Source organism: Halomonas sp. NYA30 (genome assembly GCF_976980765.1).
In genome coordinates this window covers 2,671,992-2,689,142 of record NZ_OZ334477.1, presented here as the reverse complement: position 1 = coordinate 2,689,142, position 17,151 = coordinate 2,671,992, and the positions used below count along the sequence as shown (strand labels likewise).

At 52.7% G+C, this 17,151-nt stretch carries 14 protein-coding genes; 7 read left to right on the top strand and 7 right to left on the bottom strand.

Going from position 1 to position 17,151, the window contains the following annotated elements:
- Nucleotides 1-45: 45 nt before the first annotated feature.
- A complete protein-coding gene (gene ltrA / locus ACWI0H_RS12460) occupies nt 46-1,374 on the bottom strand; it encodes a group II intron reverse transcriptase/maturase (protein ID WP_336275325.1) in 1,329 nt (442 codons plus the stop codon).
- 656 nt (nt 1,375-2,030) lie between these two features.
- Between ltrA and ACWI0H_RS12455 the strand changes: the two genes are divergently transcribed.
- From ACWI0H_RS12455 to ACWI0H_RS12445, 3 genes are all read left to right on the top strand, one after another.
- Nucleotides 2,031-2,288, top strand: a complete 258-nt coding sequence (locus tag ACWI0H_RS12455) for a type II toxin-antitoxin system Phd/YefM family antitoxin (protein WP_022990189.1) — start codon at nt 2,031-2,033, stop codon at nt 2,286-2,288.
- A complete protein-coding gene (locus tag ACWI0H_RS12450; protein WP_290675810.1) occupies nt 2,276-2,578 on the top strand; it encodes a type II toxin-antitoxin system RelE/ParE family toxin in 303 nt (100 codons plus the stop codon). The genes ACWI0H_RS12455 and ACWI0H_RS12450 overlap by 13 nt, the downstream gene beginning before the upstream one ends.
- Before the next feature lie 207 nt (nt 2,579-2,785).
- Entirely contained in the window at nt 2,786-4,399 is a 1,614-nt protein-coding gene (locus tag ACWI0H_RS12445; protein ID WP_485873584.1) for an endo-1,4-beta-xylanase, read from the top strand.
- 163 nt (nt 4,400-4,562) lie between these two features.
- Here the strand turns inward: ACWI0H_RS12445 and rlmF are convergent, their stop codons facing one another.
- The 5 genes from rlmF to pgaA form a co-directional block, all read right to left on the bottom strand.
- Complete coding sequence (gene rlmF / locus ACWI0H_RS12440) at nt 4,563-5,507, bottom strand: 23S rRNA (adenine(1618)-N(6))-methyltransferase RlmF (protein WP_485876220.1); 945 nt, start codon at nt 5,505-5,507, stop codon at nt 4,563-4,565.
- Between the two features lie 258 nt (nt 5,508-5,765).
- On the bottom strand, nt 5,766-6,176 hold the full coding sequence (locus ACWI0H_RS12435; RefSeq protein ID WP_336275275.1) for a hypothetical protein: 411 nt from the start codon (nt 6,174-6,176) through the stop codon (nt 5,766-5,768).
- A complete protein-coding gene (pgaC, locus tag ACWI0H_RS12430) occupies nt 6,166-7,416 on the bottom strand; it encodes a poly-beta-1,6-N-acetyl-D-glucosamine synthase (protein WP_485873583.1) in 1,251 nt (416 codons plus the stop codon). Before pgaC ends, ACWI0H_RS12435 begins: the two co-directional genes overlap by 11 nt.
- Nucleotides 7,413-9,374: a poly-beta-1,6-N-acetyl-D-glucosamine N-deacetylase PgaB gene (gene pgaB, locus ACWI0H_RS12425; RefSeq protein ID WP_485873582.1), complete on the bottom strand. Its 1,962-nt coding sequence runs from the start codon at nt 9,372-9,374 to the stop codon at nt 7,413-7,415. Before pgaB ends, pgaC begins: the two co-directional genes overlap by 4 nt.
- Nucleotides 9,371-11,797 (bottom strand): poly-beta-1,6 N-acetyl-D-glucosamine export porin PgaA, encoded by a 2,427-nt coding sequence (gene pgaA / locus ACWI0H_RS12420; protein WP_485873581.1) that lies wholly within the window; start codon nt 11,795-11,797, stop codon nt 9,371-9,373. The genes pgaB and pgaA overlap by 4 nt, the downstream gene beginning before the upstream one ends.
- A 341-nt stretch (nt 11,798-12,138) precedes the next feature.
- Here pgaA and ACWI0H_RS12415 point away from each other — a divergent pair, with 341 nt between their 5' ends.
- Nucleotides 12,139-12,555 (top strand): GFA family protein, encoded by a 417-nt coding sequence (locus tag ACWI0H_RS12415; protein ID WP_336274349.1) that lies wholly within the window; start codon nt 12,139-12,141, stop codon nt 12,553-12,555.
- Between the two features lie 38 nt (nt 12,556-12,593).
- On the opposite strand, the gene ACWI0H_RS12410 is transcribed toward ACWI0H_RS12415, so the two are convergent.
- Complete coding sequence (locus ACWI0H_RS12410; protein ID WP_485873580.1) at nt 12,594-13,508, bottom strand: LysR family transcriptional regulator; 915 nt, start codon at nt 13,506-13,508, stop codon at nt 12,594-12,596.
- A 157-nt stretch (nt 13,509-13,665) separates the two neighbouring features.
- On the opposite strand from ACWI0H_RS12410, the gene leuC reads away from it, so the two are divergent.
- Genes leuC through leuB form a run of 3 tightly spaced genes read left to right on the top strand, consistent with a single transcriptional unit; the run spans nt 13,666 to nt 16,883 of the window.
- Nucleotides 13,666-15,117, top strand: a complete 1,452-nt coding sequence (gene leuC / locus ACWI0H_RS12405; RefSeq protein WP_336274351.1) for a 3-isopropylmalate dehydratase large subunit — start codon at nt 13,666-13,668, stop codon at nt 15,115-15,117.
- 3 nt (nt 15,118-15,120) lie between these two features.
- Nucleotides 15,121-15,768 (top strand): 3-isopropylmalate dehydratase small subunit, encoded by a 648-nt coding sequence (leuD, locus tag ACWI0H_RS12400; protein ID WP_176303695.1) that lies wholly within the window; start codon nt 15,121-15,123, stop codon nt 15,766-15,768.
- A 35-nt stretch (nt 15,769-15,803) separates the two neighbouring features.
- Nucleotides 15,804-16,883 carry a 3-isopropylmalate dehydrogenase gene (gene leuB / locus ACWI0H_RS12395; protein ID WP_485873579.1) on the top strand — a complete coding sequence of 360 codons (1,080 nt, stop codon included), beginning with the start codon at nt 15,804-15,806 and terminating at the stop codon, nt 16,881-16,883.
- Nucleotides 16,884-17,151 lie beyond the last annotated feature (268 nt).

The window sequence follows — 17,151 nt, the reverse complement described above, 5'->3', positions numbered from 1 at the left end:
AGCCCCCACAACACCCTGCATGCGGAACCGCACAGGGCGTTTCACTCAGTAGTGAAGCTTGATCCATCCATCGCGCAGTGATACCAAACCGGCTTTCTTCAGGTATTCATCCGATAATGCTTGGTTAATACCCGGCGTTTTGGAGCTGCGCCACGGGCCTTTGCTGGTGATGCCACAGGCAACGGCAGCCTGCACTCGAACACCCAGCCTGATTAAGTTTCTTACCTTGGTGCGGGGTTTCCGCCATTGCCGCCAATAGGCCATACGGATTCGTCGGCGTATCCAGTGATCAAGCTCGTAACACTCTTGATAACAGTTGGCGATGCCAAAGTAATTGATCCAGCCCGCAATGTACTGGCTGGTCTTAAAGAGCTGGTATCTCATGCTGACGCCCCAGTTTCGGTTAGTGAGCTGCCGAATTCTCTGCTTGAATTTCAGCAGGGCTTTCGGGTGCCATTTGATTCGCCCGTTCTTGAAGGTAAAGCCCAAGAACTTGCTTTCATTGACACTCACTACCTGACTTTTGTCGGTGCTGATCACCAGTGACAAGCGGTCTTCTATAAAGCGGGTGATGCTTTTCAGCACCCTTTCTCCGGCACGCTGGCTTTTGACCAGAATGATGAAGTCGTCGGCATAGCGTGCAAAGAGGTGGCCACGCTTTTCCAGTTCTTTATCCAGAGGGTCGAGCATGATGTTGGCCAGCAGAGGGGACAGAGGCCCCCCTTGCGGAACACCTTCTCGCGTCTCCTGGAAGAGCTGGTTATCGATAAACCCAGCTCGTAGATACCGAGCGATCAGCTGCTTCAATCGCTTATCATGAACCCGTCGGCTCAGTAGCGACATCAGCAGGTCGTGATTCACTCGGTCAAAGAACTTGGACAGATCGACATCTACAGCAATACGCCGTTTCTGCTTGATGATCTGTTGCACCTGCTCGACCGCTTGGTGTCCATTTCTACCCGGCCTGAACCCAAAGCTATTGGGTGAGAAGGTCGGGTCGAAGATCGGGGTGAGCACCTGAGCAATGGCTTGTTGTATAACTCGATCAATCACCGTTGGAATACCCAGCAATCGCTTGCCGCCATCGGGTTTGTCGATCTCCACACGCCTAACCGGTTGTGGGTAGTAGCGACCACTAAGAAGCAGGTCTTTTACCTCGTCCCACTCACCGGATTTCACCCAGGCTGGGAAGGCCTCAATCGTCATCCCATCCACCCCGGCGGCCCCTTTGTTGGCTCGAACCTGTTTCCATGCCTGCTGTAAATTGGCAGGCGAAAGAAATTGCTCGAACAGATCGCTGCTAAAGGCTGGCTTCGAGTCAGCACGCTGAGTCGTGTCATTGCCGTTCGGCATTCGCGTATTCAAGTGTGACAAGGCTCCTCCTTTTACTGAATGTTCAGGCCTTCACCCTGTCCTGCCCATTACGGCAGGCATTTGGCTACTATGCCTTCTGCTGACCTCTGCTTAATCACGCACAGGGTTGCCCCAGTTCGCGCTATCGGTTTTCATCGGTTTGCTCTTTTCAGTTGATGAGGCTGAAAAGCCCAGGCACTTATAGACCAGAGCCTGACTGGTTAGCTGACCGATCGCTGGTTAAGCAGATCTCCCCAGATAAGCGCATGAACTTTCACTGCACTGCTGCATCATTTACGGTGGCCGTTAGATCACCTGGCTTCGTTGTCTTGTGCCAACTCGCCTCCAGCCTACGCCTCGTATGATGTTCTTGTTCATCAGCTCGCAGTTTTGCGTCCGGCTTCCTCCAGACAAGACCTCGCGGTCTTGCCCTTGCCATTCGCTAGTAGTTGTCGCCTACTATCCTGAATATCAGGGTGAGGCGGTGATCTTCCTACAGAGGACTTCCACCTCATTAGTTCATGCCCATGCTGGGCGTACACAAAGCAATTAAATTCGCTCCCTTCGGTCGCCGGACGCTCGTTCCTCGCGCCGTTTATTGCGGGCGTTAGCTGTAATTGTTCCACCTGCATAGTGATACTATAGTGTCACTATCAATTTGAATCAGGGATGAGCCCATGAAAGTTGAGCTTGTTACAAACCTTAAACGCCAAGCCACAAAAATCTTAGCAGACCTGCATCTGTCTAAAGAGCCGGTGCTGATCACTGAACATGGCCAGCCATCGGCTTATCTTGTTGATGTGCAAGATTACGAATTCATGCAGCGTCGGCTTGAGCTACTTGAGGGGCTCTCACGGGGAGAGCGTGCTGTACTTGAGGGAAGAACGTACAGTCAAAGTGAGGCCAGGGAGAAAATGAGTAAATGGCTGAAGTAATCTGGACTGAGCCAGCCCTTCAAGAGTTAAACGCAATCGCAGAGTACATTGCTCTAGATAATCCTGGAGCTGCGAGCCGCCTGTTAGAAGAGATTTTCGATAAAATCGAGCGCTTGGAAGATTTCCCCCAATCCGGGCGGATGCCTGCAGAACTCCCTAATTCGGTGTATAGAGAAGTCGTTGTTCCACCATGTCGCATTTTTTATCGTGAGGATGAGATGCGGGTTCTTGTCCTCTATGTTATGCGAGAGGAGCGGCAGCTTCGTGCGTACATGCTTGGGAACAGCTAATCCGGTGCGTCACTCGAATACTTTTTTCTCCGCTTCGTGACGTCAAACCTATCGGTGCGCTTCGCGTTATAGAAAACCACCACTGGCGCCTAAGTGTTGGCAGGTCAAGCAGTGGTCAGCATCCTGCGCTTAAAGAGCAATTGTTCCTCCAAACCCAACAATTAATGCGTGTGAAAACCCACTGGTACATTTCTTTGAGGGATTCCCGTGACCAATGTTCCATTACATTTGTGGGAAGGTTTTTCTGGTGCCACTGTGCAATCAAATGGTGTGCTGTTTGAAGGCCTCGACCGTAAGCTGTCGCCGTTGCCTGAAAGCACAGACTCACCGGTACATAATCCGTCGCTCAACCTGGCAATGCGCTTTCAGGTCTCCGGTGACTTTGAGATCAATATCACCGCTACGCTGACTGCCGCCAACTCCACCTACTTCCTGTTCCATGGGGTTATCCCGATGGTGCAGGATGAGTGGTACTACGCGCAGAGCACCTTCAAGGCCCAGATCGTCAATGGAGACTGGTGTTACTGGACAATGTATCACCCTGACAATACCGAGTCGGGAAATGCTGCTGCCAGTGTCGGCACCAATGTGATTTACACCTTCAAGCGTGAGGGCACCGAGCTTGTGTTCCTGACCAACGGTGTGGAAGTAACCCGTCAGTCGGATATGTGTCTGTTTGCCGATGGGGTGGTTTATCTAAGCCTGGATGAAGCCAATGTGGGTGCAACGTTCCTTGTCACTCAGATCACCACGACCGGTACCGTGGAAGAGACGCCTGTGCGTAGTGTGCCTAAGACTGCGGGCACCTTGCGTGACAAGGCCGGTAAGTTCCGCATCGGTACCGCGGTGGCCACGTACCCGATGGTGTTCGATGAGCAGTACCGCACGATTCTGGGCAATGAGTTTAACCAGATCACCCCTGAGAACTGCATGAAGTTCCAGTTCATCCAGCCTGCCCGTGGGGTCTACGACTTCTACGAGTCGGACAAGCTGATCGACTACGCCGAACGTAATGGCATGGAGGTGCATGGCCACACGGTGGCGTGGAACGAAGCGACCCCGCAGTGGCTCTGGGATGGCTGGCTCGATAGAACTATCACCGCTACCGAAGTTGGGGAGATCCTCGACGAGCATATAGCGAGGTTGTTTGGCCGCTATAAGGGCCGCATGGTGTCGTTCGATTTGATCAACGAGCCGTTCCTGGACTGGACAGACCAGCTCCGTGATTCCGTCTGGTACCAGGCATTAGGACGTGGCTACATTGAACGGGCATTACGTAAAGCCCATGAAGTGGATCCGGATGTACTGCTGTTCATTAATGAGTGGGGGTGTGAAGAGGCGGGTGACAAACAGGACTTCCTGTTCAACCTGGTGGTCGAGTTGCAAACCGCCGGCGTGCCCATTCATGGTATTGGCTTGCAGATGCACGAAGACGTGAACGCTGATTACCAGGCGTCCTGGCAACGCAATACTTCTTCTGTGACCAAGGCACACTTGAAGTCGGCCATTGCCCGCTTCAAGTCGCTGGGTATCGAGGTACGGGTGTCGGAGCTGGACATTAACCAGTATCAGAACTATGCCGATACCCCAAAGGCCGTAGCCGATTGGTATGCCCAGTACTTGGAAGCGTGCATCGAAGAGGGTGCACACTCGTTCACCATGTGGGGCTTCACCGATCGTTGGTCGTCACTTAATGAGTGGTACGACTATTACAACCATGGTAACGGGCTGATTTACGATGCCCAGTATCAACCCAAACTGTCCTACCGAGCGCTTTCCAATAAATTGGACGAGATGGCAAGTTCTCTTAGCTCCCTTTGACAGGAATGATCTTATGAGCATCGGCATCGGATAGAGGCGGCACAAAGCGGAAGGCCATGCTTATCGTCCTGGCTAAACGGGTCAGGATAAGCATGGCGGATAATATGTGTTCGAGTAATGTCACGGCAGGTTTCGCATCATCATGCGGCTCCTAAAGAACGGCTCACATAAATGTCCAGGCCAATATCCTCGTCACCTTATTTCCTTGTTTCATCTCTATTTCCCGACTATCAACGGCACCGAGCTTACTAATCAGCTTCTTGGCAGGCTTAACATTCTCGGCTTTTGAAACCAAACTGCTAAACCAGCGACATTGAGTTGAATACACCTGGCTTTCTCTTATGAGCTTTTTAAGAAACAGCTGTTCGCCGCCTTTACACCAAAGCTCTGCTCCCAGTCCGCCAAAATTCAGAACGGGCGATTGGGTGTTTGCTTTTTGTTCACCGCGACTACGCGCAAGGTTATTGCGTTTAAGCTGGCTACCTTTCAGTGCTTCATCGAGCGAGGCATGGAAGGGTGGGTTGCATACGCTGACGTCAAAGAACTCCCCAGCTTGAATGATCCCTTCAAAAATATGGTTTTTATCGGGCTGCGTGCGCAGCGTGAAGCGATCTTTAAGCGTGGGGTTGTTGGCGATAATTGTGGCGACGTTCTCAAGCGACTGAGCGTTAATGTCACTACCCACACACTGCCAGCCGTAAATTTGGCAGGCCAGTAGCGGGTAGATGCCATTGGCCCCCGTTCCTATATCGAGCAGCTTGATGCTGGGCTTTTCAGGTCCAAGCCCAATTAAGTCCGCCATGTGATGGATATAGTCGGCTCTGCCTGGGACGGGAGGGCAAAGCGCGCCTTCTGGTATGTCCCAATCGACAATATTGTAGTATCGGTTTAATAACGCGGCGTTGAGCGTTTTGACGGCCAATGGATCTGCGAAGTCGATGGAAAGTTGGCCATAAGCGTTCGGTTTCACATGGGGGACTAGCGCTGGGTGGCTTTTTACGAGAGCAGGAAAGTCATAGCCTTGGTTGTGTAGATTCTTCGGGTGCAGGCCTTTGCGAACAGGCTTAGCGCGGCTTTTTTCACTTCCATTGGGGGTGTTCACAGTCATAGACCTGGGCTTGGCGTTCATTAGTAAAGTGGGTTTGGCTTAGTCTGTGATTGTAACCTTAATGGTTGTGTTGGGCTTACTCGGTACGCGCATATGATGAGTACATAATTCTGCGCTAGGGTCAGTAGGCTTTAAGCCCCCATCTTTTATACTAACAAAGGCGGAGAGCATGAGCGGGAAGATTGAGTCGCCTGCCCACGCGAAGAAGGAAGTACGTTCCATTCAGGCCATAGGCGGCCTGAATGGATGCTGGCGGTCTTAGTTGGTTGCTTGGTTGGTTATGCCGACTTTTTCTTGTTCGCGCATTTGGTAGCTTTCGATTTCGTTATCCATCTCGTTATACATGTCGTTCTCTATTGTCAGCGTTGGCTGCTGGAAGTGGCGCAGTTGGCGTTTTAGGTAGCTGGTGTAGAGGTATCGGTTGTAAACCGCCCAAAAGTGAAAGGTTAGGAAGGTGACGACAAAGCCGATTAATACCACCTTGATCATGACCGAGGAATAGAGCTGTTCCACAATCGCTTCTTCCACGATGAAGAACATATACATCCTGGTCATGACCAACATCCACAGCACGAGGGTGGCGAGTGTGATTAAGATATCGCGTGTTCGATAGCCCCAGCTTTTTTGGCAAGGGTTGTCGATGATGACGGGCACCAGTTTATTGTTCATTGAATTGCTCCCCTCGGTCAGGACTAGTCCATGTGGCGAGCCTTCCCTTTTGGCGCAGCATAGCTTTCGGGAAGGCAATTACAACGGTCGCCATATTGAGAATCCAATAGGCGAACGGGTACCAGATACTCCAGTAAACGCAGCGGAATATCTCTTTGTCGTAGCGACTGTCGATATAGAAGCTGACGGTGAACTGGATGAAGCTAATAGCGATGAGGATGCTGCCAAAATAGGAGAGCAGCGTAGCGGTGATAGGCCACGACATGGGCACAAAGAACTGAGAAACCAGCCAAGCAAAAAGCAAAGTAATCACTGAGTAACACCACACCACACTGACAATGTACTCCAGCATCAGCAGCCAGAAGCGGCGGTTTTTCCAACGAATGGTTTGCGTGAAATAGCGCAGGAACACTTCGCCGCCACCTTGCGCCCAACGCAGCCGCTGCTTAAAAAGCCCGCGTAGCGTTTCCGGCATCAGTACCCAGCACATGGCCCTGGGTTCATAGCGAACTTGGCCGCCTGCCAGCTGTAAGCGCCAGCTGACATCGATGTCTTCGGTGATCATGTCGGTATTCCAGCCACCGACCTCTTCCAGCGCTTTGCGCCGGAACGCGCAGATGACCCCTGAGATGGTGAACACCATTCCATAGATGCGCTGGGCGCGTTTGATCAGGCCGATGATGGCGGAGAACTCACCGGTCTGGATCTTGCCAATGGCGGTCGAGCGGGTTCTGACCCGTGGGTTGCCGGTAACCCCACTGACCTTTGGGCTGCTGAGAAAGTGACTGACCATATAGCCAATCGCGTCGTAGTCGAGTATCGCATCGCCATCGATGCCTACAATGATATCGCCGGTGGCTTGGCTCAAACCGTTGTTCATGGCGCTGGCCTTGCCTTGGTTAGCTTGATGCAGCACCTTTAGGGCGGGGTATTGAAGTACTAAGGCGTCAAGCCGACTGGCAGTGTCATCTTTGCTGCCATCGTTAATGGCGATAACTTCCATGAACGGGTAATTCTGTTTAAAGAGGTGATAAATCGTCTCATCCACATTGGCCCCTTCGTTATAGCAGGGCAACAGCACAGTTACCTTCGGGGCATTTTCATCCCACGTGAAGGTGGTGGGCCAGGGCTGCTTGCGCTCCCAGTGAACGTAAAAGTAGATGCCCCCGCATATCCATATGGTTGCCATCAGGCTGGGGTAGCCGAGGGTAAAGATGGCTAGGTGGTCGAGTATGTTCATGGGATGGCCCTGAATCGACGTCCGATGGAAAATACCGGTCTTATCACATTGATATCAGGATGGTTTTGATGAAAATCATCCGGATAGTAGCCAATGTTTTTAATGCCTTCTTCGCGCAGTATGCGTACCCACTGGGCTATCTCTGCACTGGGAATGGGGGTTTGGGTGTGCCAATCCTGAGCTTGTAGCTCGAACACCAGTTGGTCAGCGCTAACCTGTTCCAGCGAACGCCGGGCTAGGCTTCTTAGCCACTGGTTGGGGTTCTCGGCTTTTTCCATATAGGGCATGGCCATCACGGCAACGAAGTCGTAAGCCGAGGCGAAATTCTGCATGTCTTGGGCAAACCAACGCTTGCTGCGCGGCTCCATCACCGTGACGGCATACAGGTTGCGAGCGGTCGTGAATACCTTGTTGTCGGACTGGCGATAGTAGTTAGCTGCTTTCTCCAGCTCTAGTGTGAAATCGGTCAGGTGTTCTCCCTTAAAGCGGGCCCAGGTGGCCATCAAGTTTTCGTCGTTACGAATGGCGTTAATATCGCGGGGTAACGACGCCCGCTCATAGGCGTCCAATGCCGCGGGGCTAGCATCTTCAAAGTCGGTCAAGAAGGCGTCATCGTGGAATAGCAGACCGTCAAACTTGGTTAGGCGGCCAAGGTCTAAGTAGATCTCACGAATGGTGTTGCGGTTCTCGATCACATAGGGCGAGAGTCGGCGGTAGTGGTCTGGAGATTCATTGCCGGTTCTTACATCGGTGACATATTGATAACCATCCCCCAGATCAAACGATAGTACCGGCATCCATGCGTACACCTTCACATTGGCACGTTTCTTTAACTGCCAAGCAACCCGGTTGAAAAGGTCGGCTCTGACCGGTAAATGGCGGTTGGGAAAGTAGAGTTCATCGGCCACACCGTCGCCATCCGGGTCAGCATAGGCCTGAAGGTAAACGGTGCTAACGCCGTAGCGTGAAATGCGCTCAATCAACCGGTCCAGGTTTTGTTCTTGCTGAATGGGGTCCGGGTCATACACGTAATCCAAGTCAACGTGCACGATACGCAGGTCTTCATTATCCCAAACACGGTTAGAGAGAATCTCCTCAATTGTTTCCAGGGTGGTTTCCTGGTCAATCAGGTAGCGGTTCATACTGCGCATGGAATCGTTAAGCTGGTTAGGCTCACCGAGTAGGCTGAAGGTGTATTTCATGCCATATTCGGCGGCGATATTGAGCGTCGCTTCACTGTAAGCGCCGTAGGGCCATACCATCACGCGCGGGCTCTTGCCTATTTTTTCTTGGAATTGCTGCTGCGTCCGTGCCATATCATTGCGTATGCGTTCGATGTAGTCCGCTTCGCTTTCATAACCATTGCCCGCGTTCCAAATGCTAGTCACCGCCGCTGCTTGCTCATTGCCCATCGGGTTACCGACAGCGCCGTAGTGAAGGTTGTAAGTGTGGGAGGCAATTTCTACCAGCGGTGATTCATCCAAGGTTTTAACTTGTTCCCAGGATAGAAAGCGTTCGCGGGGGAGGGTGATTTTGCCGTAAGGCACTCGTCCGCCTGCTGGCACATCCAGCCAACTGCCGACCACTGCCTGCACCGCAGGGAAGTCGTATAGCTTGAGCAGCGGGAAAACAATATCGTAGAAACTGCGATAACCGTCATCAAACGTCAGCAGTACCGCTTTTTCAGGCAGGGGTTGCCCGCCCGCTTTGGCATCGATGATCTGCTGTAGGCTCACTGGCTGATAGCCGCCTAAGGCAATCAGGTTGAAGTGTTCGATGAGTCGGCCACGTGTAATCGTCTGTGAATAGATATCTAGATCGGGAGTGACCGTGGAATCCACGACATCGTGGTAGCTGATCACCACATAATCATCCACTGAGCGTGCGGCCTGAGCCTGCTGAATATTGACGATCACCAGCAGAACCGCGCTCATTATAATGACGCGCCAGAGTGTCATAGGAATCTCCATACAAAACCGGCTGAAATAACGTTGTCGTATTCAGGAACGCCGTCATAGACGGCTCTTTCGCGGGCGATGCCGTATTCAAAGTTCACGTTGGGGGCTAACTCCCAGCTATGTTGGTAACCAATTGACCAAGTGTTTTCGCTGTCGAAATCTTCTTGCCAGTAGCGGCCTGAACCTAGGGAAACGGTTTGGATAAAGGACTGCCGGTAATCGATCGGCATCTCATAATTAACTGACAGGACGCCTGCTAAACTGGCATCGCGCTCTGGATTGTAATAGCTGGCTTCAACGTCATCGTTGCGTGATGCAGAAGCTTGAACCTCGCCATTAACCTGCCAGCGATCCAGGTGGTAGAGCGTTTGATTCCAGTAACCGTATACAGACTGCCGAAGGTTGCTATCTTCAAAGTCGGTGGCCATGACGCCGAACGCACCAGCGCCGCGCTCGTCTTTTCGATAGGCCACTTCAGCTCGGTAGCGGTCGGCGTTGATGCCGTCCCGCAGCGCCCGCAGCGGTGTATCGGTGGTGTTGATTTCGACACCCAGCGTCGTGGTGATGTGATCCGTTGGGGCGTACTGCAGTTCGGCGAGCGCCAGGAAGTCCTCGTTAAGCTGAGACCCATGGCCTGCCGCCAGCGTTACCGTGGCGGGGTGAAGGTTCCATTCGTAACCCGCCACGTTGTAAGAAGCATAAAGATCCTCATCTTCAAACTCCCCATACTGGCCAATGCGCTGAGCAAAAGGGCGGGAACCGTTGTCATTACGGGGCCCTTCCAAAAGTACTTCATAGCGCCACTCACGAGATGCCTGCGTGCCACTACCTTGGCCTTTGCTACGCTCAACGGTGGAGCTTAGTTGCGGTGCACGCTGTTCTCGCCACTCGCGGGCCATATCGTCCCGTGATGCACTTGGACGTGCGGTTGCAATTTCGGTAGCGATCTCGCTGGTCGTGCCTTTCCATTGGCCACGCTGTAACCGCGAAAGCAATACGCCATGCTCGGCGGCTTCTTGCCGATCAGGGGGTAATAAGGGCATCGCTTGCTGATAAGACTCCTCGGCCTTTCTTGGCAAGCCTCTGTCGCGTTCGATATCACCTTTGATGATCCATAAGTAAGGGTCAGCTGGCGCTTGAGCTTGATAAGCGGCAAGGCGTTCGCTGGCCTCAGCTTCACGGCCGCGCCAGGCATCAAGCAGCACCTCTAACAGTAATACTTTCTGGTAGTTGGGGTTTTCGATACGAACGGTTTGAGTGAAGTCCAAGCGCTGCTCGGGCTCACTGGCACGCCACTGTTCTAGCAACTTATCCGCATCACGAAAGCGCTGGGCGTCGGTATAGCTGTAGAACAACCCTTCATTAAGCGGGTCGTCAGGGTTTGTGGCCTGCTTGGGGGATTGCCGAATCAGGTTTTCATAAAGCGTGATGGCCTCTTCTGGGCGGCCCATACCATTAAGCGCATGGGCTCTGGCGCGAGCAACGTAGCTGGGTAGCTGGCCGTGTTGATTCTCTAGTCTCACCGCCAGCGCTTCAGCTTCAGAGAAGCGCCGTAATTCAGCTAGAGCCACTACCTTGTCGTATTCGGCAATGGTAATGAGCTCCTGGGGGGCGTTCGGCGTGCTCAGAACAATATTCATCTGTTCTAAGCCGCTGCGGGTTCTTGAGGGTTGATCAGTGTGAATACCCAGGCGTATATCGGTTACCCCTTCATAATAAGTAAGCCATAGGCGGTCACTATCGCTGAAAACCTCAGGGTTCGTTTCCATAATACGGCGTGCTGCAGAGCTAGCACCCAAGCCTACCGCCAGCCGATAAAGGGCATTTAACTCACTCGTATTACTGGGGTCTTCCGCGATTAAGGATTGGCGGGCATCCAGTTCTTGCGTGGCATTGGCGGTTCGTGCTGCTAAGTAGCCCCTTGCCTCAAGGCCTGCCGTCGTTGTACCCGCTACTTGGTTGTATTGCTGTAGAGAGATATCCGCCAAGGTATAATTTTCCATATCCGTATGGACTAACGCCTGTCCTAGCCATCCCTGAGCGTTGGAAGGATCACGGTAGGTGAGCGCTCGAAACAGTTCCAGCGCCTGATCGTAATCACCTGCACTGCGTGCCGCCCCTGCTAGGTTGGCGAGTTCTGAATCGCTGTAATTTTCTGTTAGACACCAATCGCAAACGGCGAGTGCTTCCTGATGGCGCCCGGCTCGCACCAGCAGTGCTACCAAATCCTCACGAACACGAATATCGCGTGTTTGGTAATAAAGCGTTTTTAAACCGTCGATTGATGTTTCCAGAGCTCCCTGGCGTGCTTGGATAACTAATGCTTCGCGTTGCGCATCGGTCGTCGTTTGCCCATACGCTACGCCCGATGTTAAGCAGGCGAGCAGGCAAATCGGCAGTAGGGAGCTAGGACGATTTTGCATGGTGATACTCCTACCCAGAAAGCTAATGACCACAGATTTGTAATCAAATGTATATTTCTAGTGTATAGGAGTATCTTTAAGTAAATATTGGAATAAAACGTGAACTTGAAGAGGGATATCATCAGCCAAACAGCTGATAAAATTCATCAGACCCCTATGAGAGCGGCACTTATAGGGGGATTAAAGAGATGGATACCTTTCTCTAAGAGATTTTTTTTGGTTCTTAAAATAGTGCTAGTCACTTTTAAGCTATTTTGTGGTGATGAGTTTTCCGACAGCTGATGCATCAGAAAATTCTTTTTTATTTACACAATGTTACAAATTTAGAAGGAGCTGTGATAATGGCTGTTTCTCATCAGGGAGCTTGTCTCTGCGGCGCTGTTAGCGTCACTGTTACCACCAAAAGCAACCATGTCGGCGTTTGTCACTGCTCGATGTGTCGAAAGTGGGGAGGTGGCCCGATGTTTGCCGTTGACTTTGCAGGGGATGTGGATTTTAAAGGCGCAGAGCACATAGCGACGTTCAATTCATCAGATTGGGCTGAGCGTGGTTTTTGTCGGCAGTGCGGTACGCACCTGTTTTATCGGTTAAAGCAGAATGGGCACTATGCGCTTCCCGTTGGCCTTCTGGATAGCACTGATGCGTGGAAAATAACCGAGCAGATATTTATAGAGCAAAAACCTACTTACTACTCTTTGGCGGAAAAAACCAAGCAGCTAACCGGTAAAGAAGCATTTGCGCAGTACGACCAGCAATAACTTTGGTTGAGGCAGTAACCTTTGATGAATAAGGCGCTTTATTGAGCTTCTTTGTTCTCCCGTGCTGCCTCTAGCTGCTCAATCATGCGACGCGCTGCGTTGGAAAGCGTCCGGTTGGTATGCACCAAATACCCTAGCGGGCGATGGATAGGGGGAGTATCGACGTTAAGCTCTACTAGCTCACTATCGACCATCTTTTCCGGTAGCAGGCTCCAGCCTAAGCCTACGCTGCACATCATCTTGAGCGTTTCTAAATAGTTGGTTGCCATGCTGACCGGCAGTTTTAACCCTGCTTCAGTGAAGCGCTGTGCAATCAACGAACCGGTAAACGTTTTGGCCCCTGGCATCACACAATTAAAATTACACAACGCGGAAAGCGATAACGCTTCTTGGTGAGTGTGAGCTTGGGGTTTGGCATGAGAGGCGAGTGGATGGTCAATAGCACAGGTAAAACAGAGCCGATCACGCCACAGTTCAATAACCTGTAGCTGCTCATGAGGGTGGGGCGCCAGTGTTACCACCGCCATTTCCAGTGTGCCATCCAAGACGCCTTGGTAAGCCTGCTCTGAATCCAAAAAGTGAAGATCGAGTTCTACTTCCGGATGGCGTTGGGTGTACTGCTTTAAGAGCGGTGGTAAGCGGTGCAGGCCAATGTGGTGGCTTGTAGCCAGGGTTAATTTACCGCCAACTTGGCCCGAAAGATTCGCCAGGGCGCGGCGGCTATCTTCCACGGTCAACAGAATGCGCCGCGCTTGGGGTAGCAGAACATTACCGGCTTCGGTTAGCGCGATGCGCCGACCAATGCGATCAAACAGCCGAGTGCCCACCTGGGATTCCAGAGTAGCAATGCGTTTGCTGATGGCCGGCTGGGTAAGGTGAAGCTGCTCCGCGGCACGTGAGAAGCTTTGGGTATCGGCCACGGCCATAAATGCTTGGAGGCTTTGAGTATCCACTGAGGCTCTCTGATCAGGTATTCCAATATGGAATCTAAACTATGAATAACATGAATTGCTTTTATGCGCGAGTCGCGTGACACTCTTGCTATCGCCATATAAGCAGCACACAGAGGCTGCCATACCGAACTAGCAGGGCACTGCCCGGGAGAGCCACATGTCAGGCCAAACGCTTTACGACAAACTTTGGAATCAGCACTTGGTGAAACAGCGCGATGACGGCACCGCGTTAATCTACATTGATCGCCAATTGCTTCATGAAGTGACTTCGCCCCAGGCGTTTGAAGGGCTTCGCCTGGCAAACCGTAAGCCGTGGCGCCTGGATGCCAACTTGGCAACACCAGACCACAATGTGCCCACTACGGTTAAAGAGCGCGCTGAAGGCAACAGCGGCATCAAAGATCCGGTATCGCTGATTCAGGTACAGACCCTGGACGACAACTGCCTTGAGTACGGCATTGAAGAGTTCAAAATCAACGACCCGCGCCAGGGCATTGTGCACGTGGTGGGCCCCGAGCAGGGTGCAACACTGCCGGGCATGACCGTAGTGTGCGGCGACTCCCACACCGCGACTCACGGTGCCTTTGGCGCTTTGGCCCACGGTATCGGCACCTCGGAAGTCGAGCACGTCATGGCGACCCAATGCCTGTTGGCGCAAAAAATGAAGAATATGCAGGTACGTGTGGAAGGCGAGCTAGGCCTCGGTGTGACGGCCAAAGATGTGGTGCTGGCGATTATCGGCAAGATTGGCACCGCTGGCGGCACCGGCTACGCCATTGAGTTTGCCGGCAGCGCAATTGCCTCGCTCTCCATGGAAGGCCGCATGACAGTGTGCAACATGGCTATCGAAGCAGGTGCTCGGGTAGGTTTGATTGCCGTGGACGACACCACCATTGATTACCTTGGCAAGCGCCCCTTCGCGCCGACTGCTGAGCAGTGGGAAGCCGCCGTGGCAGACTGGCGCAATCTGGTGTCTGACGACGATGCGCAGTTCGATAAAGTGGTTACTTTGCAGGCTGAAGAGATCGAGCCGCAGGTTAGTTGGGGCACCAGCCCAGAAATGGTCACCGGTATCTCAGGCCAAGTGCCTGATCCGCTCGCAGCGCTGGATGAAACCGTGCAGCGCAGTCATACCCGCGCGCTGGAATATATGGGTCTTCAGGCCAACCAGAAAATCACCGATATCAAGCTGGATAAAATCTTTATCGGCTCTTGCACTAACTCGCGTATCGAAGATTTGCGTGAAGCCGCCAAAGTCGCCAAGGGCAATAAAGTGGCTGATTCGATCAAGCTGGCCATGGTGGTGCCGGGTTCTGGCTTGGTGAAACGTCAGGCGGAAGCGGAAGGTTTGGATAAAATTTTCATTGAAGCAGGTTTTGAGTGGCGTGAGCCGGGCTGCTCGATGTGTTTGGCCATGAACGCGGATAAGTTGGGCGCGGGTGAACACTGCGCCTCTACTTCCAACCGCAACTTTGAAGGGCGCCAGGGCTATGGCGGCCGCACGCACTTGGTCAGCCCCGCCATGGCAGCGGCAGCGGCGATCGCCGGTCACTTTGTTGACGTTCGCAGCTTACCCGCTAACGATGCCACTCACGCTCAGGAGGCCTAAGCCATGAAAAAGTTTGAACGTTTTGAAGGCGTGGTAGCGCCCCTTGATCGCGCTAACGTCGACACCGATTTGATTATCCCCAAGCAGTTTTTGAAGTCGATCAAGCGTACCGGCTTTGGCGTTAACTTGTTTGATGAACTGCGCTACCTGGATGAAGGTCAGCCGGGCCAGGACTGCTCGCAGCGTCCGCTGAACCCAGATTTCGTCTTGAATCAGCCGCGCTTTAAAGGCGCTGAAGTATTGCTGGCGCGGCGCAATTTTGGTTGCGGTAGCTCTCGTGAACACGCGCCGTGGGCGCTGGAAGATTTCGGTTTCAAAGTGGTGATTGCCCCCAGCTTTGCCGATATCTTCTACAACAACTCATTCAAAAACGGCATTCTGCTAATCACCTTCCCAGAAGACGTGGTGGATCGCCTGTTCACCGAGGTGGACGCCAGCGAAGGCTACCAGTTGGATGTGGATCTAGAGAATCAGCGGGTGATTACTCCCAGCGGCGAGATTTTAGAGTTTGACGTGGATGAGTTCCGCAAACACTGCTTGTTGGAAGGGCTGGACGATATTGGCCTGACGCTGAAAGACGAAGACGCCATCCGTGCTTTTGAGCAGAAGCATAAAGCGGCGCGTCCGTGGTTGTTTCGTCAGTCTGCGTAAGCCAGCCTTCTATAATTAAACGCTAAGGATTCAGCATGACCCATAAAGTATTGCTTCTGCCGGGCGACGGTATTGGCCCCGAGATTGCGGCCCAGGCGGCACGCTTGTTAAAAGCTTGCCAAGAAGCGGGCTTGGATATTGAAGTAGAAGAGGGCTTGGTGGGTGGTTCTGCCTACGATGTTCATGGGGAGCCGCTGCCCGCGGAAACTCTGGAAAAAGCCAAAGCGGCCAGCGCTATTTTGCTGGGCGCGGTAGGTGGCCCCAAGTGGGATAAAATCGAAGATCTTTCCAAGCGTCCTGAAAAAGGGCTGTTGGGCCTGCGTAAAAACCTGGGTTTATTCGGTAATTTGCGCCCAGCTATGCTTTATCCGCAGCTCGCCAGCGCTTCAAGCCTCAAGCCTGAGTTGGTCGCCGGGCTGGATATTATGATCGTTCGCGAGCTGACAGGCGGGATCTACTTCGGCCAACCCCGCGGCATTGAAGTCCGTAATGGCGAGCGCGTAGGTTTTAACACCTATATTTATTCTGAAAGCGAAATCGAGCGCATTGGCCGTGTCGCGTTTGAAATGGCTCAGAAGCGTGGCAAGAAGCTTTGCTCAGTTGATAAAGCCAATGTGCTGGAAGTCACCATTCTATGGCGGGAAGTCATGGAGCGTTTGGCGCCGGAGTATCCGGACGTAGAGCTTACCCACATGTATGTGGATAACGCCGCTATGCAGCTAGTACGTGCCCCGAAGCAGTTTGACGTGGTGGTCACCGGCAATATGTTTGGCGATATTCTCTCTGATGCCGCCGCTATGCTCACCGGTTCTATCGGCATGCTGCCTTCAGCATCGCTCAACGAAAGTGGGCAGGGCATGTATGAGCCTTGCCACGGCAGCGCGCCGGATATCGCTGGTCAGAATGTAGCTAATCCCTTAGCGATGATGCTCTCGGTGGCCATGATGCTGCGTTACTCACTAAATGAAAATGCACTGGCGGAGCGTATTGAAGCCGCCGTCGGCAGCGTATTGGATGATGGCCTGCGCACGGCGGATATTGCCTCAGAAGGCATGCAGACCATCGGCACCGATGCCATAGGTGATGCAGTGTTGGCGGCGTTTGCTAAGCAGTAAGTGACGTTGGCTGGGCTATCCCGGCGATAGGCCTACGAGGGGGCGCTGTGAACCCCTCCATGGGCGCTACATTTGCCACTGACCGCCATGGATGGCGGAAATGCCGTGATTGCATGGACGCATTTCACGGCCCTGGCAAATGACCCCCTCTACGACCTATCCCCGGCGCCCTGGATTACGCAGTCGTTATTACACCACTGGTCAATGTGGTTTCAAAAATCAGCGTAAAGAAGTGTGTATAATATAGAGACTCATTCTTTGCAGGAGG